General features: G+C 71.1%; 23 protein-coding genes, 3 tRNA genes, 1 other RNA gene and 3 pseudogenes. 11 read left to right on the top strand and 19 right to left on the bottom strand.

The features are described from left to right. Positions 1-37: 37 nt before the first annotated feature. The 8 genes from NLX86_RS07715 to NLX86_RS07680 form a co-directional block, all read right to left on the bottom strand. Complete coding sequence (locus NLX86_RS07715) at positions 38-886, bottom strand: RNA polymerase sigma factor SigF (RefSeq protein WP_254370836.1); 849 nt, start codon at positions 884-886, stop codon at positions 38-40. 221 nt (positions 887-1,107) lie between these two features. After that, positions 1,108-1,926, bottom strand: coding sequence for an RNA polymerase sigma factor SigF (locus tag NLX86_RS07710; RefSeq protein ID WP_374213845.1), 819 nt, complete (start codon positions 1,924-1,926; stop codon positions 1,108-1,110). Positions 1,927-2,108: 182 nt separating this feature from the next. Continuing rightward, positions 2,109-2,402, bottom strand: coding sequence for a Dabb family protein (locus tag NLX86_RS07705; RefSeq protein ID WP_254370834.1), 294 nt, complete (start codon positions 2,400-2,402; stop codon positions 2,109-2,111). 53 nt (positions 2,403-2,455) lie between these two features. Further along, positions 2,456-2,620 (bottom strand): hypothetical protein, encoded by a 165-nt coding sequence (locus NLX86_RS07700; RefSeq protein WP_254370833.1) that lies wholly within the window; start codon positions 2,618-2,620, stop codon positions 2,456-2,458. Positions 2,621-2,736: 116 nt separating this feature from the next. After that, positions 2,737-2,823 (bottom strand) — tRNA-Ser (locus NLX86_RS07695). Between the two features lie 78 nt (positions 2,824-2,901). Further along, complete coding sequence (gene tadA / locus NLX86_RS07690; RefSeq protein ID WP_254370962.1) at positions 2,902-3,330, bottom strand: tRNA adenosine(34) deaminase TadA; 429 nt, start codon at positions 3,328-3,330, stop codon at positions 2,902-2,904. 41 nt (positions 3,331-3,371) lie between these two features. Next, positions 3,372-3,929, bottom strand: coding sequence for a hypothetical protein (locus NLX86_RS07685; RefSeq protein WP_254370961.1), 558 nt, complete (start codon positions 3,927-3,929; stop codon positions 3,372-3,374). A gap of 186 nt (positions 3,930-4,115) precedes the next feature. After that, a complete protein-coding gene (locus NLX86_RS07680) occupies positions 4,116-4,298 on the bottom strand; it encodes a hypothetical protein (RefSeq protein ID WP_254370832.1) in 183 nt (60 codons plus the stop codon). 105 nt (positions 4,299-4,403) lie between these two features. Here NLX86_RS07680 and upp point away from each other — a divergent pair, with 105 nt between their 5' ends. Next, positions 4,404-5,039, top strand: a complete 636-nt coding sequence (gene upp, locus NLX86_RS07675; protein WP_254370831.1) for a uracil phosphoribosyltransferase — start codon at positions 4,404-4,406, stop codon at positions 5,037-5,039. 69 nt (positions 5,040-5,108) lie between these two features. Here upp and NLX86_RS07670 read toward each other — a convergent pair whose 3' ends face one another. Together NLX86_RS07670 and NLX86_RS07665 are read right to left on the bottom strand one after the other, a co-directional pair. Further along, positions 5,109-5,735: a LytR C-terminal domain-containing protein gene (locus NLX86_RS07670; protein ID WP_254370830.1), complete on the bottom strand. Its 627-nt coding sequence runs from the start codon at positions 5,733-5,735 to the stop codon at positions 5,109-5,111. Between the two features lie 156 nt (positions 5,736-5,891). Continuing rightward, positions 5,892-6,188 (bottom strand): type II toxin-antitoxin system VapB family antitoxin, encoded by a 297-nt coding sequence (locus NLX86_RS07665; protein ID WP_096626547.1) that lies wholly within the window; start codon positions 6,186-6,188, stop codon positions 5,892-5,894. Positions 6,189-6,276: 88 nt separating this feature from the next. Between NLX86_RS07665 and NLX86_RS07660 the strand changes: the two are divergent. Next, positions 6,277-7,851: pseudogene (locus NLX86_RS07660) on the top strand (helicase HerA-like domain-containing protein); the annotation flags it as partial. A 19-nt stretch (positions 7,852-7,870) separates the two neighbouring features. Here the strand turns inward: NLX86_RS07660 and opcA are convergent. After that, positions 7,871-8,809, bottom strand: a complete 939-nt coding sequence (opcA, locus tag NLX86_RS07655; RefSeq protein WP_254370829.1) for a glucose-6-phosphate dehydrogenase assembly protein OpcA — start codon at positions 8,807-8,809, stop codon at positions 7,871-7,873. 40 nt (positions 8,810-8,849) lie between these two features. Continuing rightward, positions 8,850-9,437 (bottom strand): HhH-GPD-type base excision DNA repair protein, encoded by a 588-nt coding sequence (locus NLX86_RS07650; protein WP_254370828.1) that lies wholly within the window; start codon positions 9,435-9,437, stop codon positions 8,850-8,852. Positions 9,438-9,544: 107 nt separating this feature from the next. On the opposite strand from NLX86_RS07650, the gene NLX86_RS07645 reads away from it, so the two are divergent. Beyond that, positions 9,545-11,770, top strand: coding sequence for a terpene synthase family protein (locus NLX86_RS07645; protein WP_254370827.1), 2,226 nt, complete (start codon positions 9,545-9,547; stop codon positions 11,768-11,770). A gap of 41 nt (positions 11,771-11,811) precedes the next feature. Here the strand turns inward: NLX86_RS07645 and NLX86_RS07640 are convergent, their stop codons facing one another. Next, on the bottom strand, positions 11,812-12,486 hold the full coding sequence (locus NLX86_RS07640; protein WP_254370826.1) for a helix-turn-helix transcriptional regulator: 675 nt from the start codon (positions 12,484-12,486) through the stop codon (positions 11,812-11,814). A 147-nt stretch (positions 12,487-12,633) separates the two neighbouring features. Here NLX86_RS07640 and NLX86_RS07635 point away from each other — a divergent pair, with 147 nt between their 5' ends. Further along, positions 12,634-13,011 carry a glyoxalase/bleomycin resistance/extradiol dioxygenase family protein gene (locus tag NLX86_RS07635; RefSeq protein ID WP_254370825.1) on the top strand — a complete coding sequence of 126 codons (378 nt, stop codon included), beginning with the start codon at positions 12,634-12,636 and terminating at the stop codon, positions 13,009-13,011. On the opposite strand, the gene NLX86_RS07630 is transcribed toward NLX86_RS07635, so the two are convergent. Then, positions 13,012-13,434 (bottom strand): nuclear transport factor 2 family protein, encoded by a 423-nt coding sequence (locus NLX86_RS07630; protein WP_254370824.1) that lies wholly within the window; start codon positions 13,432-13,434, stop codon positions 13,012-13,014. It lies immediately after the preceding gene. Positions 13,435-13,490: 56 nt separating this feature from the next. Further along, positions 13,491-14,594: pseudogene (locus NLX86_RS07625) on the bottom strand (chloride channel protein); the annotation flags it as partial. Between NLX86_RS07625 and NLX86_RS07620 the strand changes: the two are divergent. Beyond that, positions 14,496-14,714, top strand: a complete 219-nt coding sequence (locus NLX86_RS07620) for a hypothetical protein (RefSeq protein WP_254370971.1) — start codon at positions 14,496-14,498, stop codon at positions 14,712-14,714. The pseudogene NLX86_RS07625 and the gene NLX86_RS07620 overlap by 99 nt on opposite strands. Positions 14,715-14,844: 130 nt before the next feature. Here the strand turns inward: NLX86_RS07620 and NLX86_RS07615 are convergent. After that, positions 14,845-14,932: transfer RNA gene (locus NLX86_RS07615), tRNA-Ser, on the bottom strand. Positions 14,933-15,005: 73 nt separating this feature from the next. Here NLX86_RS07615 and ffs point away from each other — a divergent pair. From ffs to NLX86_RS07585, 6 genes are all read left to right on the top strand, one after another. Then, positions 15,006-15,104, top strand: an RNA gene (gene ffs / locus NLX86_RS07610) — signal recognition particle sRNA small type. A gap of 53 nt (positions 15,105-15,157) precedes the next feature. After that, the gene (locus NLX86_RS07605) at positions 15,158-17,476 is read left to right on the top strand and encodes a DNA polymerase III subunit gamma and tau (RefSeq protein WP_254370823.1); all 2,319 of its coding nucleotides are present in this window, start codon (positions 15,158-15,160) and stop codon (positions 17,474-17,476) included. Between the two features lie 61 nt (positions 17,477-17,537). Beyond that, complete coding sequence (gene purD, locus NLX86_RS07600) at positions 17,538-18,791, top strand: phosphoribosylamine--glycine ligase (protein WP_254370822.1); 1,254 nt, start codon at positions 17,538-17,540, stop codon at positions 18,789-18,791. Positions 18,792-19,000: 209 nt separating this feature from the next. Next, complete coding sequence (locus tag NLX86_RS07595) at positions 19,001-20,638, top strand: hypothetical protein (protein WP_254370821.1); 1,638 nt, start codon at positions 19,001-19,003, stop codon at positions 20,636-20,638. A 177-nt stretch (positions 20,639-20,815) separates the two neighbouring features. Further along, positions 20,816-22,330 (top strand): N,N-dimethylformamidase beta subunit family domain-containing protein, encoded by a 1,515-nt coding sequence (locus NLX86_RS07590; protein ID WP_254370820.1) that lies wholly within the window; start codon positions 20,816-20,818, stop codon positions 22,328-22,330. A 114-nt stretch (positions 22,331-22,444) separates the two neighbouring features. Beyond that, entirely contained in the window at positions 22,445-23,344 is a 900-nt protein-coding gene (locus NLX86_RS07585) for a phosphoribosylaminoimidazolesuccinocarboxamide synthase (protein WP_254370819.1), read from the top strand. A gap of 55 nt (positions 23,345-23,399) precedes the next feature. Here the strand turns inward: NLX86_RS07585 and NLX86_RS07580 are convergent. The 3 genes and pseudogenes from NLX86_RS07580 to NLX86_RS07570 all read right to left on the bottom strand — a co-directional run. After that, a tRNA-Gly gene (locus NLX86_RS07580) sits at positions 23,400-23,472 on the bottom strand. Between the two features lie 22 nt (positions 23,473-23,494). Next, on the bottom strand, positions 23,495-24,097 hold the full coding sequence (locus NLX86_RS07575; RefSeq protein ID WP_254370960.1) for a response regulator: 603 nt from the start codon (positions 24,095-24,097) through the stop codon (positions 23,495-23,497). Further along, positions 24,098-24,695: pseudogene (locus NLX86_RS07570) on the bottom strand (ABC transporter ATP-binding protein); the annotation flags it as partial. Positions 24,696-24,792: the final 97 nt, after the last annotated feature.

Here is a 24,792-nt window from a genome sequence, read left to right as displayed (position 1 = left end):
ACCCGTCAATTCGGAACCCCGGCGAACCAGTCCGCGGTCAGTCCGCGATCAGCCCCTCCCTGAGCTGCGCGAGCGTGCGGGTCAGCAGCCGGGAGACGTGCATCTGCGAGATGCCGACCTCCTCGCCGATCTGCGACTGCGTCATGTTCGCGAAGAAGCGGAGCATGATGATCTGGCGCTCGCGCGGCGGGAGTTTGGCCAGCAGCGGCTTGAGGGACTCGCGGTACTCGACGCCCTCCAGCGCAGTGTCCTCGTATCCCAGCCGGTCCGCCAGCGACCCCTCGCCGCCGTCATCCTCGGGTGAGGGCGAGTCGAGCGACGACGCCGTGTACGCGTTGCCCACCGCCAGGCCGTCGACGACGTCCTCCTCCGACACGCCCAGTACGGCGGCGAGTTCGGGGACGGTCGGCGAACGGTCCAGCTTCTGCGCGAGCTCGTCGCTCGCCTTGGTCAGCGCGAGCCGCAGCTCCTGCAGCCGGCGCGGCACCCGCACCGACCACGAGGTGTCGCGGAAGAAGCGCTTGATCTCACCCACGACGGTCGGCATGGCGAACGTCGGGAATTCCACGCCGCGTTCGCAGTCGAAGCGGTCGATCGCCTTGATCAGGCCGATGGTGCCGACCTGGACGATGTCCTCCATCGGCTCGTTCCTGCTGCGGAAGCGGGCGGCGGCGTACCGCACCAGCGGCAGGTTGAGCTCGATGAGCGTGTCTCGTACGTAGGCCCGCTCCGGGCTGTCCGTCGCTTCCGCGTCCAGTACGCGTAGCCGCAGGAACAGGGAGCGGGACAGGGTGCGGGTGTCGATGGCTTCCGAGCTGGTGCGGAGCACGTCGGGTGCGCTCAACGCGCGCGTGAGCACCTTCGAGCTGCCCTGTTCTACGGACATGCCACCCCCTTGAGGTCGCGGACGGTCGCGGCGGACGCTCCCGTCGGAGGAACGCAGCCTCCACCTGAATACCGGAGGCGGAGCTGCGGCAAACGCGGTTCCAGCAGAATGTCACATGTCGGCAACACGCTGTAGCGCCAAGTCGACATATCTGCGCAGGAACGAGGGGGTCTGGGGGATTTCTGTCGGGAACAGCGGGAAACGCGCTCCACTCGTTCCGGTTACGCCTCGATCCGATTTGCGGATCTGAGCCGCGCGAAGCTTCTGGCGAGCAACCTCGATACATGCATCTGGGAGACGCCGAGTTCGGCGCTGATCTGCGATTGCGTCAGATTGCTGTAGTAGCGCAGCAGCAGGATCCGCTGCTCCCGCTCGGGCAGTTGTACGAGCAGATGCCGTACGAGGTCCCGGTGCTCCACCCCGGCCAGCGCCGGATCCTCGTACCCCAGCCGGTCCAGCAGCCCCGGCAGCCCGTCCCCCTCCTGCGCCGCCTCCAGGGAGGTCGCGTGGTACGAGCGGCCGGCCTCGATGCAGGCGAGGACCTCGTCCTCGGTGATCCGCAGCCGCTCGGCGATCTCGGCGGTGGTGGGCGTGCGGCCGTGAGCGGTCGTCAGGTCCTCGGTGGCGCCGTTCACCTGGACCCACAGCTCGTGCAGCCGCCGGGGTACGTGCACGGTCCGGACGTTGTCCCGGAAGTACCGCTTGATCTCGCCGACGACGGTGGGCATCGCGAACGTCGGGAACTGCACCCCGCGGTCCGGGTCGAACCGGTCGATCGCGTTGATCAGGCCGATGGTGCCCACCTGGACGACGTCCTCCATGGGCTCGTTGCGGCTGCGGAAGCGGGCGGCGGCGTACCGTACCAGCGGCAGATTGGCCTCGATCAGCGCTCCCCGCACCCGGGCGTGCTCCTGGGTGCCCGGCTCCAGGCCCTTCAGCTCCCCGAAGAGGACCTGCGTCAGTGCCCGGGTGTCAGCGCCCCTGCTCCGGACCGGAGCCTCTTCCTGGGGCGGCGCTTGAGGCGCAGTACTGGCCGGCACAGTCACGCCACCCCTTCACGGTTAAACCCAGTCGGTCAAACTCGGTCAACTCATCCGTCAAAAGCGGTCATAGCATCACAAGACATGTGCACTGTGTGCAAGCACCGCCTAACGCCGTGTTGTGCGGATGAGCAGCGAAAAGCCCCCGACCCGGCGGGTGGGGGGCAGGCGGTGACGGCGGCTCAGAACTCGTAGTCGGCGATCACCCACGTGGCGAACTCGCGCCACTGTCCGGCGGCCGCCTGATGGGCCGGGTGTTCGATGTAACGCTTCAGCGCCTCCGCGTCCCGCACGGCGGAGTTGATCGCGAAGTCGTACGCGATCGGCCGGTCGGTGATGTTCCAGGCGCACTCCCAGAACTCCAGCTCCGGGACGAGGCCACCGAGCTCCTCGAAGGCATGGGCGGCGGCGACGACGCGGGGCTCGTCGCGCCCGACGCCCTCGTTGAGCTTGAAGAGGACCAGATGGCGGATCAAGGGGGGACTCCTTATGACCGTACGGACTCAGCGCGCCAGCGCCGCACTCCAGCTCAGCGCACCAGCTCGGTCATGAACTCCCCGACACCCTGCGCGGCACTCGATATGCCCTCGAACCCTATCTGGACGAAGTCGGCGGCCTGGGCGGGAGAGGTGATGATCGTGTACAGCACGAAGACCACGACGGCGTACAACGCGAGCTTCTTCGTCTGCACCATCCGTACGGCCTCTCCTGGTCGCCCCGTGCGAAGTCGCGTGAGTCTATCCGGTCCTGTTCGAAACGACAGAGGCCCCGATCCGCGTGGATCGGGGCCTCTGTTCGTCCTGCTCAGAGCGGTAGCGGTGGGATTTGAACCCACGGTGGAGTTGCCCCCACACACGCTTTCGAGGCGTGCTCCTTAGGCCGCTCGGACACGCTACCGAGAGAGAGCTTAGCCCACGCGGGGCCGTGCTCCGAAATCCGTATCCGCGCAGTGTCCCCGGCGCTGTCGGCGCGGCCTCAGCGGTCCCGGAAGAACGCGGTGAGCTGCGCCGAGCACTCCTCCTCCAGCACCCCGCGGACGACCTCGGGGCGGTGGTTGAGCCGGCGGTCGCGCACCACGTCCCAGAGGGAGCCGGCCGCGCCCGCCTTCTCGTCCGGCGCGCCGTAGACCACCCGCTCCACCCGCGACTGTACGAGCGCGCCCGCGCACATCGTGCACGGCTCCAGGGTAACCACCAGCGTGCACCCGGTCAGCCGCCACTCGCCGACGACCGCGGCGGCCCGGCGGATCGCCAGTACCTCCGCGTGCGCCGTCGGATCGCCCGTCACCTCGCGTTCGTTGTGGCCCGCCGCGAGCGGCGAGCCGTCCGGGGCCAGCACGACGGCGCCGACCGGCACATCGCCGGCCTCCGCCGCGCGCGCCGCCTCCTCCAGGGCCAGGCGCATGGGCGCCTGCCACGGATCACGTACAGGGTCGGGCCAGGTCACTAGCGGACGGTCTCCAGGACCTCGGCGGCGCCCAGCGCTTCGGCGATGTCGCTGAGCGCCTCGGTACCGAGGGACAGCAGCTCCTTCTCGGACATTCCGAGGTCGGTGAGGATCTGGCGGTCGCCGATGGGGCCGGACGGAACGGCCTCGCCGGACAGGACGGACTCATCGTCCGACTCGTCGGCCTCGTCGTCCGGTTCACCGTCCTCCGTGCCGTCGAGGTCGACGAGCTCTTCGAGGGCGTCCAGCTCCTCGGCGGCCCCGGGCTCCCGCCCGAGCAGTTCGTCCGTGAGCAGGATCTCTCCGTACGAGCTGCGGGCAGCGGCGGCAGCGTCCGAGAGGTAGATACGAGGGTCCTCCTCGCCGTCCACCCGGACGATGCCGAACCATGCGTCTTCCTGCTCGATGAAGACGAGCACCGTTTCGTCGTCGGACCCGCCGGCCGTGGCCTCACGGGCCAGGTCGGTCAGATCGGACAGCGTCTCGACGTCGTCGAGCTCTGTGTCGCTCGCTTCCCACCCGTCTTCGGTGCGCGCGAGCAGTGCGGCGAAGTACACCGTGACTCTCCCACTGGTCATAGGCGTGCCGGTTGGGGGTCCCCCCGGCCGGAGGTGGGAGAGGTAGAAGCAGCCGTTGGCTGTTCTGCGCCCCGCCCACTCGGAATCGTGGCAGAAACGACGGCTTCGCGAGAGGTCTTCGCCCGTGCGTCGTGCACAGTCCTGCGAGATTCACCGGGGACCGGCTCACCACCGGAAGGTGCGCATCCGCATCTGCTGGCGCATCCGGGCCGCCCTCGCCCGCCTCGGCTGCACACGGTCGCGCAGTTCCTTGGCCTCGTTCAGCTCCCGCAGGAACCGGGCCCGGCGCGCTCTGCGCTCCGCGTCCGTCTCCTGCAGTTCCTCCTGCTCCTGCTCCCGGTCCGGCATCGGTCACACCACCCCAAGGCATGGGTCCGTACGACCCCAGCTTCCCCCGAACAGCGGGTTTGATGCCAGAGCGGGGCGGCCTGGAGCCCGGTTACTGTGGTGTCCATGCGGATCCATGTCGTCGACCACCCGCTGGTGGCGCACAAACTCACCACGCTGCGCGACAAGCGCACTGACTCCCCGACCTTCCGGCGCCTCGCCGACGAGCTGGTCACCCTGCTCGCGTACGAGGCCACCAGGGATGTGCGCACCGAGCAGGTCGACATCGAGACCCCGGTCACGCCGACGACGGGCGTGAAGCTCTCGCACCCGCGGCCGCTCGTCGTGCCGATCCTGCGGGCGGGCCTGGGCATGCTCGACGGCATGATGCGGCTGCTGCCGACCGCCGAGGTGGGCTTCCTGGGCATGATCCGCAACGAGGAGACCCTGGAGGCCTCCACGTACGCGACGCGCATGCCGGAGGACCTCTCCGGCCGTCAGGTCTACGTACTGGACCCGATGCTGGCCACCGGCGGCACGCTGGTCGCCGCGATCCGCGAGCTGATCAAGCGCGGCGCGGACGACGTCACCGCCGTGGTGCTGCTGGCGGCTCCGGAGGGCGTCGAGCTCATGGAGCGCGAGCTGGCCGGCACGCCGGTGACCGTGGTGACCGCGTCGGTGGACGAGCGGCTCAACGAGCACGGCTACATCGTGCCGGGGCTCGGTGACGCCGGAGACCGGATGTACGGGACCGCGGGCTAGGGGGTGTCCGGCGTGATCGGCCGGACACCCCCTGGCTCCGCCCGGTCCGACGGCGGGACGAATCGTTTCTCAGCACTTCGGGGAGGGCGCCGGAGCGGGGTTGGCCAGTGCGGCCAAGGCCCGGTCGGCGTCCTCCTTCTTGCTGAGCGCCTTGTACGCCGTGCCCAGGATCAGGTCGACGTCCCCGGTCTCCCGCGCGTCGATCTTCTGCTGCGCCCCGGCCAGCTGCGTGCCGAGTACGGAGAACGCGCCCTGGGTGGCCTTCGGGGGGCCGAGCAGTATCCCGGTCCCGGCGATCTTCTTGTCGTACAGCTCGGGCGCGTTGCCCACCTGGCCGATGGCGAAGCCGCGCTTCTTCAGCTCGTCGGCCGCCGCCTTGGCGAGACCGCTGCGCGGGGTCGCGTTGTAGACGTTGACCTTGATCTGGGCCGGTCGGGGCAGCGACTGCGACGCGGGCGGGGGCGTCGGGGAGGCCTTGGAGGGCTTGCAGGCTGCCTTGGCGACCGTCGCCGACCTTGTGCCGTCGCCCGAGAACACCTCGATGAGCTGCGCCGTTCCCCAGCCGATCAGCCCGACCGCGAGGGCCGACCCGGTCACCGCCGCCGCGAGTCGGCGCCGGGGGCGACGCATCCGCGGGTACTTGTCGCCCGTGATGCGGTACTTTCCGCCCATGCCGGGGGGAGTGAGCATGCTCATGGGCGCAGCGTAGTGCGGCCCGCTGGCGATGCCTACTAAATGATCAATGAATGACGGCCGGACCGACCGAAAGGCTCAACGCACAGCGTGTCGGCTGGGCCGGTCGGCCCCCTCCGGGCAGCTCGGTCCAGACCGAGGCTCGGCCCGGCTCGGGGCTCAGCCCAGGTCGAGGACGCGGGCGTGCAGCACCTGGCGCTGCTGGAGTGCCGCGCGCACGGCCCGGTGCAGGCCGTCCTCGAGGTAGAGGTCGCCCTGCCACTTCACGACGTGGGCGAAGAGGTCCCCGTAGAAGGTGGAGTCCTCGGCGAGCAGCGTCTCGAGGTCCAGCTGTCCCTTGGTCGTCACCAACTGGTCGAGCCGGACCGGGCGCGGCGCGACGTCCGCCCACTGCCGGGTGCTTTCCCGGCCGTGGTCGGGGTACGGCCGCCCGTTTCCGATGCGCTTGAAGATCACACGGAAAGCCTACCGGTCATGCGGCTCCGGGCGCAGCCATGGCGGTGCGGTGCAAAAGTGGCAAACAGCGCCAATACGGGAGCGACATATGAGTGGAACCACGCCCTCCGCCAACCCTGCGGCCGAGATCGCGGCAGGTTACGCCTTTGGCGGACCCGCGCTCGACCTGGGTGCGCTGCTCTGGACGGCACGTGTCTGCCGGAGAGCCAGATCCGCATCCCGCTGGGCATGCTCAACCGTCACGGCCTTGTCGCGGGCGCCACCGGCACCGGAAAGACCAATACGCTCCAGCTGATCGCCGAGCAGCTCTCGGCCAACGGCGTGCCGGTCTTCCTCGCCGACATCAAGGGCGATGTGTCCGGAATCTCCGCTCCGGGCGAGGTCAACGACAAGATCCGGGAACGGGCCGCGGATGTCGCCCAGGAGTGGGATGGCACCGGATACCCGTGCGAGTTCTACGCGCTCGGCGGCCTCGGCCCCGGCATTCCCGTGCGCGCGACCGTGACCAGCTTCGGCCCGGTCCTGAGTCACTCGGGCTGATCTTCCACTACGCCGACCCCAAGGGCCTGGAACTGATCGACCTCAAGGACCTGCGGGCCGTCGTCGCCTTCCTCGTCTCGGACGAGGGCAAGGCCGAACTCAAGGGAATAGGCGGGCTCTCCACGGTCACCGCAGGAGTGATCCTGCGGGCGCTGACCGCCTTCGAGCAGCAGGGTGCCGGCTCCTTCTTCGGCGAGCCCGAGTTCGACACGAGCGAGTTCCTGCGGACAGGCCCGGACGGGCGCGGCCTGGTCTCCGTACCGGAGCTGCCCGCCGTGCAGGACAAGCCGCAGCTCTTCTCCACCTTCCTGATGTGGCTGCTCGCGGATCTCTTCCACGACCTGCCCGAGGTCGGTGACCTAGACCGGCCCAAGCTGGTCTTCTTCTTCGACGAGGCGCATCTGCTGTTCAGCGGCGCTTCCAAGGCGTTCCTGCAGTCGCTCACCCGGACCGTGCGGCTGATCCGTTCCAAGGGCGTCGGCATCTTCCTCGCCACCCAGACCCCGAAGGACGTCCCCGGCGATGTGCTGGCCCAGCTCGGCAACCGCGTGCAGCACGCGCTGCGCGCCTTCACGCCGGACGACGCCAAGGCGCTGAAGGCAACCGTGAAGACGTTCCCGAACTCGGAGTACGACCTCGAGGAGCTGCTCACCCAGCTCGGCACGGGCGAGGCGGTCGTCACCGTGCTGAGCGAGCGGGGCGCCCCGACCCCGGTCGCCGCGACCCGGCTGCGTGCCCCGCAGTCGCTGATGGGCCCGATCGACGCGGCCGCGCTCGACCGGGCGGTCACGGGCTCGCCGCTCTACTCCCGGTACGCGGAGGCGGTGGACCGCGCATCGGCGTACGAGAAGCTCAGCGCCGAGCAGCAGTCGGCCGAGGAGGCGGCCGTGCGGGCCGCCGAGGAGGCGCAAGAGGCCAAGCGGGCCAAGGAGGCGGCCAAGGAGGCGGCGAAGGAGACGGCGAAGGCGGAGGGCAGGGCGGGCCGGGCGCGGGAGGAGGAGGACGCCTCGCTCGCCGAGCAGGTCGCGGGCAGCGGAGTCTTCAAGTCCCTGGCCCGGTCGATCGGGACCCAGCTGGGCGGGAGATCTCCCGGTCGATCTTAGGGACAGCCCGCCGCAGGCGCTGGACGACACCACGGGCGGTCACTGGGCCGGCGGTCCCGCGTGGCGTGAGCGCAACGCCGACGCGTAGACCTCGTCCGCGTCGAGCCGGCGCAGCTCCTCCGCGATCAGCTCGGCGGTGGTACGGATCTTGAGCGCGACCCGGCGGTCGGGCCGGCCGGGCACGGCGAGGGTGGCGAGCGCCCCGTACGGCCGGTCGACCCGGATCTCCCCGTCCTCCGTCAGCAGCCGTACGCAGGTGATGACCGGGCCGTCGGTGACGATCCGCTCGACCGGCACATCCAGCCGGTCCGCCAGCCACCGCGCCAGCAGTTCGGCGCTCGGATTCCCTTCCTCGCTCTCTACGGCCGCCCCGGTCACCTTGGTGGTCTTCCGCGTGTTCTGGTCGAGGGCGGCGGCCAGCAGCGAGCGCCACGGAGTGAGCCGGGTCCAGGACAGATCGGTGTCACCCGGTGCGTAGGACGCGGCGCGGGCCCGGAGCTCGGCGAGCGGGTCCTCGACGGCGTACGCGTCGGTGATCCGGCGCTGCGCGAGCGTGCCCAGGTCGTCTGCGGCCACGTGCTGCGGCGCGTCCACCGGCCACCAGGCCACGACGGGCGCGTCCGGCAGCAGCAGCGGGAGGACCACGGAGCCCGCCTGGTCGGTGAGTTCGCCGTGCAGCCGCAGCAGCACGACCTCGCCGGTGCCGGCGTCCGTACCGACCCGCAGCTCGGCGTCGAGGCGCGTCACGTGCCGCCGCAGGTGGCTGCGGGCGGGCCGCTTGATGACGGCGAGGATGCGGCAGGGATGCTCGCGGGAGGCGTCGGAGGCGGCCCTGACCGCGTCGTACGCGTTCTCCTCGTCGGTGACCACGAGCAGGGTGAGCACCATGCCCATGGTGGGACTGCCGACCGCTCTACGGGCCGCCAGCAGCGCGGAGTTGACCTTGCTGGAGGTGGTGGCGGTGAGTTCTGTCTTCATGGTCTGCGACCTGCCCACGCACGGCCCCCCTTAGCCCCCCTTAGCCCCCCTTCGCGGCCTTGGCCGCCCGCTTCGCCTCCTGCTTGTACGCCCGGACCTTCGCCAGCGACTCGGGGCCCGTGATGTCCGCGGCCGAGCGGTACGAGCCCTGCTCGCCGTACGGCCCGGCCGCCTCGCGCCAGCCGCCCGGCTGTACGCCGAACTGCTTGCCCAGCAGGGCCAGGAAGATCTGGGCCTTCTGCTGCCCGAATCCGGGGAGCGCCTTCAGCCGCTCCAGCAGCTCCTTGCCGCTGGTGACGCCCTCCCACACCGCGTGCGCGTCGCCGTCGTAATGCTCGACCAGGTACTGGCACAGCTGCTGCACGCGCTTGGCCATCGAGCCCGGATAGCGGTGCACGGCGGGCTTCTCCGACAGCAGCGCGGCGAACGCCTCCGGGTCCTGGGCGGCGATGAGGTGAGCGTCGAGATCGTCGGCGCCCATGCGCTGGGCGATGGTGTACGGGCCGGAGAACGCCCACTCCATGGGGACCTGCTGATCCAGCAGCATCCCGACCAGCGCGGCCAGTGGACTGCGGCCGAGCAATGCGTCGGCGTCGGGCTGCTGGGCAAGCCGAATCGTGATGTCCATCCCTCCATGATCCCGTTTGTATGACTGTTTTGCGCGGCGGATAGCCCCAGGTGACCAGGGGTAGTGCTGGGCCGACCGGGTGGTGGTCTGCCAGGAGGGGCGGCTCAGTGACTCAGCCTTTTGAATTGCCGGATTTCTATATGCCGTATCCGGCGCGGCTCAATCCGCATCTCGAGGAGGCGCGGGAGCACACGAGAGAATGGGCCCGCGAGATGGGGATGCTCGAAGGATCGGGCATCTGGGAGGAGCACGACCTCGAATCCCACGACTACGCTCTGCTGTGCTCCTACACCCACCCCGACTGCGGCGGTCCGGAGCTGTCCCTGGTGACCGACTGGTACGTGTGGGTCTTCTTCTTCGACGACCACTTCCTGGAGATCTTCAAGCGCACCCAGGACCGGGAGGGCGGCAAGGCGTACCTGGACCGGCTGCCCCTTTTCATGCCGATGGACCTGGGTGCCGAGATCCCGGAGCCGGCCAATCCGGTCGAAGCGGGCCTGGCCGACCTGTGGGCCCGTACGGTCCCCAGCATGTCCATGGCGTGGCGGGAGCGGTTCGCCGAGAGCACGAAGAACCTGCTCAACGAGTCCCTCTGGGAACTGTCCAACATCAATGCGGGCCGGATCGCCAATCCCGTCGAGTACATCGAGATGCGCCGCAAGGTCGGCGGCGCGCCGTGGTCGGCCGGGCTGGTCGAATTCGCGGCGGGCGCCGAAGTCCCCGACGCCATCGCGGAATCCCGGCCGCTCAGGGTCCTCAGGGACACGTTCGCCGACGGCGTGCACCTGCGCAACGACCTGTTCTCGTATCAGCGGGAGGTCGAGGACGAGGGTGAACTCAGCAACGGCGTACTCGTGCTGGAGACCTTCCTCGGCTGTACGACACAGGAGGCCGCGGATGCCGTAAACGATCTGCTGACCTCTCGCCTCCAGCAGTTCGAGAGCACGGTCTTCACCGAACTCGGCCCGCTCTTCGCCGAGCGGGCCGTCGACCCGCAGAGCGCCGCCGCGACCCTCGCCTATGTGAAGGGGCTCCAGGACTGGCAGTCCGGCGGCCACGAATGGCACATGCGCTCCAGCCGCTATATGAACGGCGGCGGCGCCGCGCCGGCCGGCGGGACGTCGTTCTCCATGGTGCCGGTGGGACTGGGCACCTCCGCCGCCGACATCGTCAAAAGCATCGGGGTGGGCGCCCCCGCCCGGTTCCGCAGCTATACCCATATCCCCTTCCAGAAGGTCGGCCCCTCGCGGCTGCCCGATTTCGACATGCCGTTCACCACCACGCTGAGCCCGTTCCTGGAGACGGCGCGGGCGAACCTGGTCGAGTGGGCCCACCGGGTGGGGATGCTGGACGACGTGTGGGACGAGCGGAAGCTCATCGCGTACGACCTTCCGCTCTGCTCGGCCGGTATCCACCCGGACGCGACCGCCGAGCAGCTGGATCTGACCTCGGGCTGGCTGACCTGGGGCACGTACGGGGACGACTACTTCCCCCTCGTCTACGGGCACGCCCGGAACCTGGCGGGTGCGAAGGCGTGCAACGAGCGGCTCTCGCAGTTCATGCCGCTCGACTGCGTCCCGACGGCCGTACCGGTGAACGGGCTGGAGCGGGGCCTGGCCGACCTGTGGGCCCGGACGGCGGGCCCGATGGTCCCGGATGCCCGCCGCACCTTCCGGGCCACCATCGAGGACATGACCGAGAGCTGGCTGTGGGAGCTCGCCAACCAGGCGCAGAACCGCATCCCCGACCCGGTCGACTACATCGAGATGCGCCGGCTGACCTTCGGCTCCGACGTCACGATGAACCTGTCCCGGCTGGGCCACGGCCGCCAGGTCCCGCCCGAGATCTACGCGAGCGGGCCGATTCAGTCCCTGGAGAGCGCCGCCTCCGACTACTCCGCCCTGATGAACGACGTCTTCTCGTACCAGAAGGAGATCGAGTTCGAGGGCGAGGTCCACAACTGCGTCCTGGTCGTGCAGAACTTCTTCAACTGCGACTACCCGACCGCACTTTCCATCGTCGACGACCTGATGAAGTCCCGGATGCGGCAGTTCCAGCATGTCGCCGCCCATGAACTCCCTGTTCTGTACGACGACTTCGACCTGGACCAGGACTCCCGCCAGGTCCTGGACGGCTACGTGGAGGAGCTGCAGAACTGGATGGCCGGCATCCTCATCTGGCACGCGGGCTGCCATCGTTACGGGGAGGCCGACCTGCTGCGGAGCAGCGGCGGGCACCGGCTGCTTCCGGCACCGCTCACGGGTCCCGGCACGTCGGCGGCCCGGATCGGCTTGAGTTCGGCGGCTCTCACCACGCCCGCTCGTACGCCCTGACGGCTCCTGCGCACCCCCGCCACCCGGCGGACAGGCGCGGTTCAGCGCGGGCGGGCCGCGAGGGGTGAGGGGTCGAGCCAGCCGCTGCGGGTGGCCAGGACGCCCGCCTCGAAACGGCTGGTCGCGCCGAGCTGCTCCATGAGTTCCGCCACGATCCGGCGCACGGTGCGTTCGGAGGAGCCGAGCCTGCGGGCGATCGCCTCGTCGGTCGCTCCGGCCGCGAGCAGGGTGAGCACGGCGGACTCGCGGTCGCCCAGGCCCGCCTTCGTACCCTCGGCACTCTCGGAACCGGGGAGCGGCAGGCAGGCCGAGGTCACCCAGCAGTGCTCGAAGATCTGGTGGAACACCGTGGCGAGCGGCCCCCCGTGCACCAGCAGGGCCGCCAACTGCCCCTCCGGCGCGGGTGCGGGGACCATTGCCGCCGAGCCGTCGACCGCGATCATCCGCAGCGGGAGCATCTGGGCGGTCTTCACCCGCCCGCCGAGGGCCTGAGGTCGTCCAGGTAGGAGGCCATGTGCGGGGTGCCGGCGGTGGCGTGCAGGTGCACCGTACGGATCCGGATGCCCCTTGGCGAGGGCTTGGCGGTCGCGCGCGAGGCCCTCCTCCACCATCTCCGGCGGTACGGCCTTGCCCGGGTGCAGCGAGACGATCTCCTGCTTCGCGGACTGGGCGATGTCCTCCAGCGCCGCGGGGACCCGGGCAGCACCGGTCAGCACCCGGTGCGCCGCAGACGCAGGCAGCGACGGCCGGCTAGAAGGCCGGTGGCGCGAGACTGCGCGCCGGAGCGCCTCCGCCGCTGCGCATGACGTGTGCGAAACGATCGCGGCACGATGGTGGTTCCCCTTACCCGAAGGAGCAATCGGATGGCGATCGAGGGCGTCTCCCCCTATCTGCGGTACGACGACGCAGACGCCGCTCTGGACTGGATGGAGCGGGTTCTGGGCTTCACCGGCACGATCCGCTGGCGCGACGACTCGGGGCGGACGTTCGAGGCCGACATCTATGCCGGTGCGACGAAGATCGGGGTCAGCGGTGGCGGCGTGAGCGACGACGGTAAGAATGCCCTGCTCATCGTGCACGTGGATGACGTCGATGCCCATTTCGAGCGGGTCCGTGCCGTAGCAGGCGCGGAGCTGGACCCTCCGAAGGATCAGCCCTATGGGCCGCGGACCTTCACCATTACCGACCCCTGGGGATACAAGTGGAACTTCTGGCAGGGCGAGGCCACGCCACCCGATTGATCAGCGGTTGCCCTCCGCCGACGCCGGCGCCACCGCCGTGATGTGGCTCAGCACGCACAGCCAGCGGCCGTTCCGTTTCACGAACACGTCCGACGTCCACTCGTCGGCGTCGTAACGTAGACCCCCGTAGTGGGCGGTGTTCGTCATCCGTATGGTCAGTACCGCGGTGTCGCCGTGGACGCGGACCCGGGGCTCGCTGACGAGAGCCATCGCCGAGTGGGTCAGCTGCCCGGACTCGACGAACGCGAGGAAATCCGCCTTGGAGGTGATTCCCGACTCGGAGACGAGGGCCCAGTCGTCGGACATGAAGCTCGCGATCCGCGCCGCGTCGTTGGAGACGATCGCCGCCGCCCAGTCCTCAGCGACGGCGGTGAGGTGAGCGTGAATGGCGTCGTCGGCGCCGCTATCGGGGTTTTCGCCCATGCCCCGATGCTAGCCGGAACCCGATCCACTGGCCTGCGGCGAAACGGCGCCGCTGATCAGGCCGTCTGATCGACCGCCGCTGGTCCAGGAGGCAGCAGCTCGGTGATGACGAAGGCGACCACGGCCGCCAGGATCACGACAGGCATCATGGCGGAGCTGCCGAGCAGAAGGACAACGAGCACCACGCTGCTGACCGGCAGCCGTAGGGTACTGGCCGCCACGGCGGCCATGCCTGCTGACATCCCTGGTACGACTCCCAAGCCGGGGAGGGGCGCGAGCAGCACACCCACCGCGGCTCCGAGGAAGAGCGCCGGAAACACCGGGCCGCCCCGCAGGCTGCCCAGGCAGAGCGCGTACGCGGCGCCCTTGAACAGCAGGAGGGTGAGCAGCGTACCGACACCCCAGGCATGCGGGGCGGTGGCCAACTCCCTCAGAGTCGCCTGACCGGACGAGGCGACTTCCACGGGTGAGCGGCTGGTGATCAGCGCGTAGAGAGCCGCGCATCCTGCGGCGCCGAGTGCGCAGACGACTGTCCGGATGAGCGTTCGCACCGAGACGTACGCCGCTACCTGCCGACTGGCGGCCAGCACCAGGTGCACTACGACAGCGATGGCCACGGCCATGAGCAGCGACCAGAGAACATCTGCCGCGTCCAGGCGGGGGAACGGCTCGGGCAGCTTCAGGGCCAGGCTGCCCGTCTCCAGGCCGGTCCAGCGTCCGAAGCCCGTGAACACCAGGGCTCCCACCCCGCTGGACAGCAGGGCGGGGAGCAAGACCGCGAACAGCTGTGGCCCTCCCACCCCCGCCACCTCGATGAGGAGCACTGCGGCGACCAGCGGGTTGCCGAAGATCGCCGCGATGGCCGCCGCGGCTCCGGCCGCGCCCAGAAGCGCCGTGCTCTGCGGGGCCGCCGGAGTCCGGACAAGGTCTCTGAACAGCAGGGCGAGGCCGCTGCCGAGGGCGATCAGCGGCGCCTCGGGTCCCAGTACCGCGCCGAACGGCAGGCTTGCCGCCGCCGCGAGCAGCACCCCGGGCAGCGCAGCCGATGAGGCGCCTCCCACGTGCAGGCCGGACGCGGGGATGTGGCCCCCCGCTCCCGGCAGATGCGTGGCGACCAGGCCGACGACGATTCCGGCGACCAGGAGCAGGGGCAGCGGCCACCCGATGCGCTGATCGCCGCCACCGCCCTGGCGAACGGCTGGACGCTGGTGAGCCGCAACATCAAGCATCTGGCGCGATCAGGCGCACTCCTGCTGAACCCTTGGGAGTACGAGGGATAGGCCATCGAAGCCGGAATGCGGCGAAGCATCCGGTTATGCGTCAAATAAATGAGACTCGATCTGAGACCACGGAACGCAGAAGGCCCCGGCCGGTTTCCCGGTCGGGGCCTTCAAGTGCCCGGTGAGGCACTGGCGGAGGATACGAGATTCGAACTCGTGAGGGGTTGCCCCCAACACGCTTTCCAAGCGTGCGCCCTAGGCCACTAGGCGAATCCTCCGCCGCAAACAATACAAGACGCTGAGGAGTGCTCGCGAACTCGATTCCCACCCCGTGGATCAGCTAGGGTGGGGGTCAGCCCCTCACGTGGCGCTATCTCACCCAACTCCCCCAGGGCCGGAAGGCAGCAAGGGTAAGTGGGCTCTGGCGGGTGCGTGGGGGGCGCTTCTGTGTCCGGGGCCGGGGGCGGCACCCATTGTCGGTGGGCCCCGATAACCTCGTAGGCGTGTCGTCCCTTGCGCTGTACCGCCGCTATCGTCCCGAGTCCTTCGCCGAGGTCATCGGGCAGGAGCATGTCACTGCCCCCCTGCAGCAGGCCCTGCGGAACAACCGGGTCAATCACGCGTACCTGTTCAGCGGGCCGCGCGGCTGTGGCAAGACGACCAGTGCGCGCATCCTCGCCCGCTGTCTGAACTGCGAGCAGGGGCCGACGCCCACGCCCTGCGGTACGTGCCAGTCCTGCCAGGACCTGGCGCGCAACGGGCGCGGGTCGATCGACGTGATCGAGATCGACGCCGCCTCGCACGGTGGCGTGGACGATGCCCGTGATCTTCGCGAGAAGGCGTTCTTCGGGCCCGCGGCGAGTCGCTACAAGATCTACATCATCGACGAGGCGCACATGGTCACCTCGGCGGGCTTCAACGCCCTGTTGAAGGTGGTCGAAGAGCCGCCGGAGCACCTCAAGTTCATTTTCGCGACGACCGAGCCCGAGAAAGTCATCGGCACCATCCGGTCGCGTACGCACCACTATCCGTTCCGGCTCGTCCCGCCCGGCACCCTCCGCGACTACCTGGCGGAGGTCTGCGGACAGGAGGCGATCCCGGTCGCGGACGGCGTGCTTCCGCTTGTCGTGCGGGCGGGCGCGGGATCCGTCCGTGACTCCATGTCCGTCATGGACCAGCTCCTCGCCGCCGCCGGCGCGGACGGTGTGACGTACGCCATGGCTACCTCACTGCTCGGATATACGGACGGCTCGCTGCTGGACGCTGTGGTGGACGCCTTCGCGGCCGGGGACGGCGCGGCCGCGTTCGAAGTGGTGGACCGGGTGATCGAGGGCGGCAACGACCCCCGGCGCTTTGTCGCGGACCTGCTGGAGCGGCTGCGCGACCTGGTGATCCTCGCAGCGGTGCCGGACGCCGGTGAGAAGGGGCTGATCGACGCGCCCGCCGATGTCGTCGAGCGTATGCAGGCGCAGGCGTCCGTCTTCGGGGCGGCCGAACTCAGCCGCGCCGCGGACCTGGTCAACACCGGGCTTACGGAGATGCGGGGCGCGACCTCGCCCCGGCTTCAGCTGGAGCTGATCTGTGCGCGCGTGCTGCTGCCGGCCGCGTTCGGCGACGAGCGCTCGGTGCAGGCGCGCCTCGACCGGCTGGAGCGCGGCGGCGCCGGTGCGGCGTTCGTCGCGGGTGGCGGCGCGGGTCCCGTGATGGGGTACGTGCCCGGGCCGGAGGCGCATGGCCTGGTGCCGCAGGCTCCGCAGGTCCCGCAGGTGCAGGCTGGCGCCGGCCCTGCCGCCGCCCGCGCGGCGGCGCGCGGCGGAGACGCTCCGGAGGCCGGAGCGGCTGCGACTCCTGCCGGGCCGCCTCCCGCCGCCGGTGAGGCCCCGGGGGCGTGGCCCGGAGCGGCTGCGCCTGCCACCCCCGCGACGCCCGCGCCCGTCGCTCCGCCGGCACCGGCACCGGCACCGGCTGCCGCCGAGACGCAGCCTGCGCAGCGCCCCGGCGCCTGGCCAGGAGCCGCGGCGCCTGCGTCCACGTCCTCTGCCGCGGCCGCTCAGCGGCCGGGTGCTTGGCCCGGTGGCGGAGCCTCCGGCGGCGGGACCGCGGCGGGTGCCTGGCCTTCCGCCGCCGCACCCGCCGCCGCCCCGAGCGCGCCCAGCGCACCGGCCGCTGCGGCCGCGCCGCCGGCGCCGAGTGCCGCACCCGCGTCCTCGGCCGGTATGGCGCAGGGCGCCGCGCAGGTGCGCGGTATGTGGCCGAACGTCCTGGAGGCCGTCAAGAACCGACGGCGTTTCACCTGGATCCTGCTCAGCCAGAACGCCCAGGTGACCGGGTTCGACGGGACGACCCTCCAGCTCGGCTTCCCCAACGCCGGCGCCCGCGACAACTTCGCGAGCAGCGGCAGCGAGGACGTACTGAAGCAGGTGCTGGCCGAGCAGTTCCAGGTGCAGTGGAAGATCGAGGCGGTCGTCGATGCCTCCGGTGCCTCGGTCGGCGGCACCCCGCCGCCCGGCCCAGGCGGCGGATTCGGTGGCGGTGGCGGGTTCGGTGGGGGCGCTCCCGCCGCGGCCCGGCCCGTACAGACCCCGCCGCCCGCTGCTCCCGCCGCCGCGCCCGTACCGCAGACGGCACCCGTCCCCCGGGCGGTGCCCGCGCCGGAGCCGCAGCGCCCGGTCCACCGCGAGCCGGAGCCCCCGCCGGTCGCGCCGGAAGACGATGTTCCGGAGGAGGACGACCCGGACCTCGACGACACGGCGCTGACCGGCCATGACCTGATCGTGCGCGAACTGGGCGCGACGGTCGTGGAGGAATATACGAACGAGTAGCGGGCGCCCCTTCGGCAGCCCATACAGGGGGCATCCTCGGCAGCGGGCTAGGCTGCATGCCGTGAAGGTCCTTGTCATCGGCGGCGGCGCCCGCGAACACGCCCTGTGCCGCTCTCTGTCCCTCGACCCCGACGTCAGCGCGCTGTACTGCGCCCCGGGCAATGCCGGAATCGCCGAGGTGGCGGAGCTGTACCCGGTCGACGCCCTCGACGGTGCTGCCGTGGCGCGGCTCGCCACGGAGCTGGAGGCCGGTCTCGTCGTCGTCGGCCCCGAGGCGCCGCTCGTCGCCGGCGTCGCCGATGCGGTACGGGAAGCGGGCATCCCCTGCTTCGGCCCGTCCGAGGAGGCCGCCCAGCTGGAGGGCTCCAAGGCCTTCGCCAAGGACGTGATGGCCGCGGCCAACGTCCCGACCGCCCGCAGCTACGTGTGTACGACCGCCGAGGAGATCGATACGGCGCTGGACGCCTTCGGCGCCCCGTACGTCGTCAAGGACGACGGGCTGGCCGCCGGCAAGGGCGTCGTCGTCACCGACGACGTCGACCAGGCCCGGCAGCACGCCCTCGCCTGCGACCGGGTCGTCATCGAGGAGTTCCTCGACGGCCCCGAGGTGTCCCTCTTCGCCATCACCGACGGCGTGACGGTGCTTCCGCTCCAGCCCGCCCAGGACTTCAAGCGCGCCCTCGACAACGACGAGGGCCCGAACACCGGCGGCATGGGTGCGTATTCGCCGCTCCCCTGGGCCGATCCCAAGCTGGTCGACGAGGTCATGGAGAGCGTCCTCCAGCCCACCGTCGACGAGTTGCGCCGCCGCGGTACGCCCTTCTCCGGGCTGCTGTACGCGGGGCTCGCGATCACGAGCCGCGGCGTCCGCGTCATCGAGTTCAACGCGCGCTTCGGTGACCCGGAGACGCAGGTGGTCCTGGCCCGGCTGCGGACCCCGCTCGCCGGCGTCCTGCTCCACGCCGCCAACGGCACGCTCGAGGCCCAGCCGTCGCTGGTCTGGCGCGACGACGCGGCCGTCACGGTGGTCGTGGCCTCGCACAACTACCCCGAGACCCCCCGCACCGGCGACCCGATCGAGGGCCTGGACGAGGTGGCGGCCCAGGATGCGCCCGATGCGTACGTCCTGCACGCCGGCACCCGGCGGGACGGGGACGCGATCGTGAGCGCGGGCGGCCGGGTGCTGTCCGTGACCGCGACCGGTTCCGACCTGGCACATGCCCGTGAGCGGGCGTACGCGGCCGTGTCCCGCATCCGGCTGGAGGGTGGGCAGCACCGCACCGACATCGCCGCGAAGGCGGCCGCCGGAGCGTAGCCCGGTAGTCGGTCACCTTTGCCCAAAGCCATTCCATCGAGTGACCGATGGGCCATCCGGCTGACGGTCGCCCGAGCCCCAACTAGGGTGCGGCGCAAGCGTTCCGGCACTTGGCCCACCGGCATTGCGATGTCAGTGACGGGTGCCACAGTGGGGGAGTGACCAAAGCCGTCGCAGGGCAGAGGGGGTGACATCCGGTCGTGTCCGGTATGGGTGTGGAAGTGGGCGCGCAGGTGGCGCGTTCCCGGGCCATGGCCGTGCTGCGGGTTCGCAGCCGGGCTCTGGCCGTCGCCCTGCTGCCCGCGGCCGTCGCCGTCGTGCTGCTGGCCGGCGGTGTCATGGGCCGCCTGACCGGCGCGAGTTGGGACACCGCGCGCTGGATGGTGTCCGCCGTCGCGCTGCTCGTACTGCTCCTCGCGGGCGTCTTCGCGGCCGTGGTCGTACGCGCCAGCCCCGCCGTCAGCCCGACCGTGCCGCTCGCCGAGAGGTCCGCGCCCGACCTGTACCGGCTCGTCCGGGACCTCGCGGAGCGTCTGGGGGTGCCGGCGCCGTCCGCGATAGCCCTGACGCCCGACTGCGACAGCTGGCTCGAGGACCGTACACACCCGGCGCACCGCATATCCGGTGACCAGGGCCGGAGCGCCGCGGCCGCTGCCGCTGCCGGCGCCCCCGTTCTGGTCATAGGCTCGCCGTTCCTGTGGTGGATGCGGGTGGCCGAGCTGCGGGCCGTGCTCGCGCCCGTCGTGGCCGGCACCGGGCCCTCCGCGAACCCCGACATAGCCGCTGCCCGCCGTTTCGTACGGGGGCTGGACGCGGCCGTCGCCGTCGCGGCCGGCCCGGGGCAGCGGCCGGTGCGGGCGGTGGCGCTCTCGGTCGTAGGCCGGCCGGCCCGGCTGCTGCTCCGCCTGTGCCGTACGCACGCGTCGGAGATGGAGCGCGGGGTCGCCGCCGCCGCCTCCGAGCGTGCACAGGCTGTGGACTACGGACTGCGGATCGTCGCCCAGGAACAGGTCGGCCTCGCGTACGCGGGCTGGGACCGGCTGCTGACACGGGTCGCGCTGCCGGCCTGGCGGATGGGCCGCTGGCCGTCCCGGCTCGACGCGGGCGTCGTCTCCGCCCTCACCGAGCTGTCCCGCCGCGACCGCCTCGCCGAGGGTTTCGCGTCCCGGCTGGGCGAGCGGCCCGCCTGCGACCTGCTCGAGGAGCCCGGCGCGGTCGACGAGGCCGCGTCCCTGCTGGCGGCCCGGCTCTTCCACGGCGGCCCCGCCGAGACCGGGCCCGACTGGTCCCCGGTGGACTGGCAGCAGTACCCGGAAGAGGTCGTCGACCGGAAGTGGCGGACGGAGGCGGCCCGGCTGCACCGGGTCCTCGACTCCATGGGAGTCCGCCGCTCCGCCCACGAGACGGGGCCCACGCTCGACCGGATCATGACCCACCTCGCGAGCGAGAGCTGCGAGCCGCTGGCCGCCGGGGTCACCGCCGAGATGGCCCGCGAGGAGGCGGCTGCGCCCACGCCGCCGCGCGGCCCCGGTACCGGTACCGGGGCCGGCGACGGCCTCTGGGACACCGGCATGGTCCCGCTCTTTCCCCTCCAGCCGCCCCGCACCGGGCGGGAGCTGCTCGCCGACCACGTCACGGCGATGGTCTGCTGCGCCGCCATCGACACCGCCGGCGCGGCCCCCGGCCTGGACTGGCTGGACGGCCCGGCTCTGCTGGTGGGCGGCGAACGCCGCACCGACCTGGGCAACCCTGTCCTCAGCCTGGTGGAGGAAGGCGACCCCGAGCCGCTGCGCGCCTGGCTGCACTCCCTGGGAGTGCGCGCGGAGAAGCCCGTCCGCCTGGTCTGAAGCGCCGCTCTGAAGCGCCGCTCTGAAGCGCCGGTCTGAAGCGCCCGGTCGGCCGCACAAGTCGGTGGACCGCATTCCGCTTCAAGTCAATTCGCGACGAACGGTGACGGACTGAGCGCGTTATGTGATGTGCTGGGGCCGGTCGCGGGTGGACACCGATCGAGGGAGGGGAGCGGTATGAGCGCGGAACAGATCCGGCGATGGGAGTCGGGTGCCCTCGCGCACGCCGTCACCGACCCCTTCGGCCAGGGCCCCCTGCCGTGGCTGCGCGGCAGCGAGCACTACTTCGACGACACCGGCCAGGTCGTCCCCTGGTACGCCGAGCACGTGAGCGAGCACGCCGAGGGCCTCGAGCGCGCCCCGCACGCCGGCCGCAGGATCCCGCAGCCGCGCGCCGCCGGAGCGGGCCCCCGTACCGCCGACGACGTGCACCGCCAGATCAAGGGGTTCGCATCCACCGGCGCCGCCTCCCCCGGTGAGGCGATCGACTTCCACATCACCGTGGACCCCCCGCAGCAGTTCTCCGTGGACATCTACCGCATCGGCCACTACGGCGGCGACGGCGCGTCGAAGATCACCACCAGCCCGCGCCTCTCCGGCATCGTCCAGCCGGCCCCGCTCACCGCCGACCGCACGGTCTCCTGCCACCACTGGTGGCTGTCCTGGCGGCTCCAGATCCCCTCGTACTGGAACATCGGCGCGTACGTAGCGGTCCTCACCACCGCCGACGGCTACCGCTCGCACATCCCGTTCACCGTCCGCGACAACCACCCGGCCGACCTGCTCCTGCTCCTCCCCGACGTCACCTGGCAGGCGTACAACCTCTATCCGGAGGACGGCCGGACGGGCGCCAGCCTGTACCACGCCTGGGACGAGCGAGGGCGGCTGCTCGGTGAGGAGGACGCGGCGGTCACGGTCTCCTTCGACCGTCCGTACGCGGGCGCCGGCCTCCCCCTGCACGTCGGCCACGCCTACGACTTCATCCGCTGGGCCGAGCGGTACGGGTACGACCTCGCGTACGCCGACACCCGCGATCTGCACGCGGGCCGTATCGACCCCACCCGCTACCGCGGCCTGGTCTTCCCGGGCCACGACGAATACTGGTCCGCACCCATGCGCCGCACAGCGGAGCTGGCCCGCGAGCACGGCACGTCCCTGGTCTTCCTCTCCGCCAACACCATGTACTGGCAGGTCGAGCTCGGCCCGTCCCCCTCCGGCGTCCCCGACCGCCTCCTCACCTGCCGCAAGAGGCGCGGCCCGGGCAAGGCCGCCCTCTGGCGCGAGGTCGACCGGCCCGAGCAGCAGCTGATGGGCATCCAGTACGCCGGGCGGGTCCCCGAGCCGCACCCCCTCGTCGTACGCAACGCCGACCACTGGCTCTGGGAGGCGACGGGAGCGGCCGAGGGCGACGAGATCGACGGGCTGGTGGCGGGCGAGGCCGACCGCTACTTCCCGCGCACCGCGCTGCCCCAGCACGATGGCCGGATCCTGCTGGCCCATTCCCCGTACCAGGATGGCGGCGGGGCCGTCCGGCACCAGGAGACCTCCCTCTACCGGGCGCCGAGCGGCGCGCTCGTCTTCGCGTCCGGCACCTTCGCCTGGTCTCCGGCGCTGGACCGGCCGGGCCATGTCGACGAGCGGATCCAGCGCGCGACCGCGAACCTCCTCGACCGCATCTGCAAGCGCGACTGAGCGGACCGGGTGAGACCGGGGCGACCCGTGGCCGCCCCGGCCGACCCTGACCGGGCCGCCGCGCACCGCGTACGGGAGAATCGATGCGATTGGACAGAACCACGGGGAGGAACCGTGTCCGGATTCGTCGAAAAGCCCGAACCCCTCGAGGTCCCGGGCCTGGTACACCTGCACACCGGCAAGGTGCGCGACCTGTACCAGAACGAGGCGGGCGACCTCGTGATGGTCGCCAGTGACCGTATCTCCGCCTACGACTGGGTGCTGCCCACCGAGATCCCCGACAAGGGCCGGGTCCTGACCCAGCTCTCGCAGTGGTGGTTCGACCAGCTCGCGGACCTCGTCCCCAACCACGTGATCAGCACCGAGCTGCCCGCCGGGGCGCCCGCCGACTGGGCCGGCCGCACGCTGGTCTGCCAGTCGCTGCGGATGGTCCCGGTCGAGTGCGTCGCCCGCGGCTACCTCACCGGCTCCGGCCTCGCCGAGTACCAGGAGTCGCGTACGGTCTGCGGCCTCGCCCTCCCCGAGGGCCTGGTGGACGGCTCCGAGCTGCCGGCGCCGATCTTCACGCCCGCCACCAAGGCCGCCGTCGGCGACCACGACGAGAACGTGCCGTACGAGGAGGTGGCCCGCCAGGTCGGCGCGGAGACCGCCGCCCACCTGCGCCAGACGACGCTCGCCGTGTACGGCCGGGCCCGCGACATCGCGCGCGACCGCGGCATCATCCTCGCCGACACGAAGTTCGAGTTCGGCTTCGACGGCGAACACCTGATCATCGCCGACGAGGTGCTGACCCCCGACTCCTCGCGCTTCTGGCCGGCCGCCACCTGGGAGCCGGGCCACGCGCAGCCGTCGTACGACAAGCAGTACGTACGCGACTGGCTCACGTCCCCCGCCTCCGGCTGGGACCGCCGGAGCGAGCAGCCGCCGCCCGCGCTCCCGCAGGAGATCGTGGACGCGACCCGGGCCAAGTACCTGGAGGCGTACGAGCGCCTCACCGGGCTCCCCTGGTCGTAGCGGGACACGACGAAGCCCCCGGTCGGAATCGACCGGGGGCTTCGTCATTCGCAAGAGCGGACGACGAGATTCGAACTCGCGACCCTCACCTTGGCAAGGTGATGCTCTACCAACTGAGCCACGTCCGCATGCGCCGTAGCGCGGAGACCACTATACCCAACCTCGCTCGCGAGCGAGGCGCACCGCCGTGTGCCGGTTCTCCGCCCCCACCTTCGACACGGCCGAGGAGAGGTAGTTCCGGACGGTTCCCTGGGACAGCGCCGCCCGCTCGGCGATCCCCGCGATGGGCGCCCCGTCCGCCGCCAGTTCCAGCACCTCGGCCTCGCGCGCGGTCAGCGGCGAGTCCCCGGCACTGATCGCGTCGGCCGCCAACTCCGGGTCCACATAACGCCCTCCGGCGTACACGGTCCGGATGATCTCGGCCAGCCGCTGCGCCGACACTGTCTTGGGTACAAACCCCCGCACTCCCACAGCGAGCGCCCGCTTCAGATGCCCGGGGCGGCCGTGACCGGTGACGATCATGCAGTGGCACTCCGGCAGTTCGCGCCCCAGCGATGTGGCGACACTCACACCGTCGGCGCCCGGCATCTGCAGATCCAGCACCGCCACGTCCGGCCGGTGCGCCCGCGCCATCGCGAGCGCCTCTGGCCCGGAGGCGGCCTCGGCGACGACCACCAGATCGTCCTCGAGCCCGAGCAGCGCGGCGAGCCCCGGCGGCCGCCAACACCCCGCTCGCGCCGTCCAGTTCAGCAGGCAGGTCGGCCTCCTCCAGGTAGTGCGTGGTCAGCACCACCGTCGTACCGCCGTCCCGCAGCGCGCGCACCAGCTCCCACGTCTCGCGCCGGCCCTCGACGTCCAGGCCCGTGGTCGGCTCGTCGAGGAAGAGCACCTCGGGGCGGCCGAGCAGGGCCAGCGCGAGGTCCAGCCGCCGCTTCTCGCCGCCGGACAGCTGCTTGATTCGTACGCCGGCCCGCCTGGCGAGCCCGACGGCCTCCAGCACCTCGCCGGCCGGCCGGGCCCCGCTCGTACAGCCGGCCCACATCCGCACGGTCTCCGCGACGGTCAGTTCGGAGGGGAAACCGCCCTCCTGAAGCATCACGCCCATGCGCGGACGCACCTGCGCGCGTTCGCTGTACGGGTCGTGGCCGAGCACCCGTACGGTGCCGCCGCTCGGCCGGGCCAGCCCCTCCAGCAGTTCGACGGTGGAGGTCTTGCCGGCGCCGTTCGTGCCCAGCAGCGCGAACAGCTCGCCGCGCGCCACGGAGAAGGAGATGTCCCGGACGGCCTCGAAGCCGCCGGCGTAGCTGCGCCGGAGCCCCTCGGCCTCGATCACGTACTTGTCGCTGTCCATGACTCAAGGCTTCCGCCGCCGCGTGCCGTGGAGCAGTGCGCGCTGTCATCAGTGCTCATGACAAATGTCATCGCTCACACAGCTACGGGCACGAAGA

This window comes from Streptomyces sp. A3M-1-3 (assembly GCF_024213665.1).
Lineage (GTDB): Bacteria > Actinomycetota > Actinomycetes > Streptomycetales > Streptomycetaceae > Streptomyces.
The sequence above is the reverse complement of the archived record's forward strand: the minus strand, read 5'-3'. Positions and strand labels throughout refer to the sequence as shown.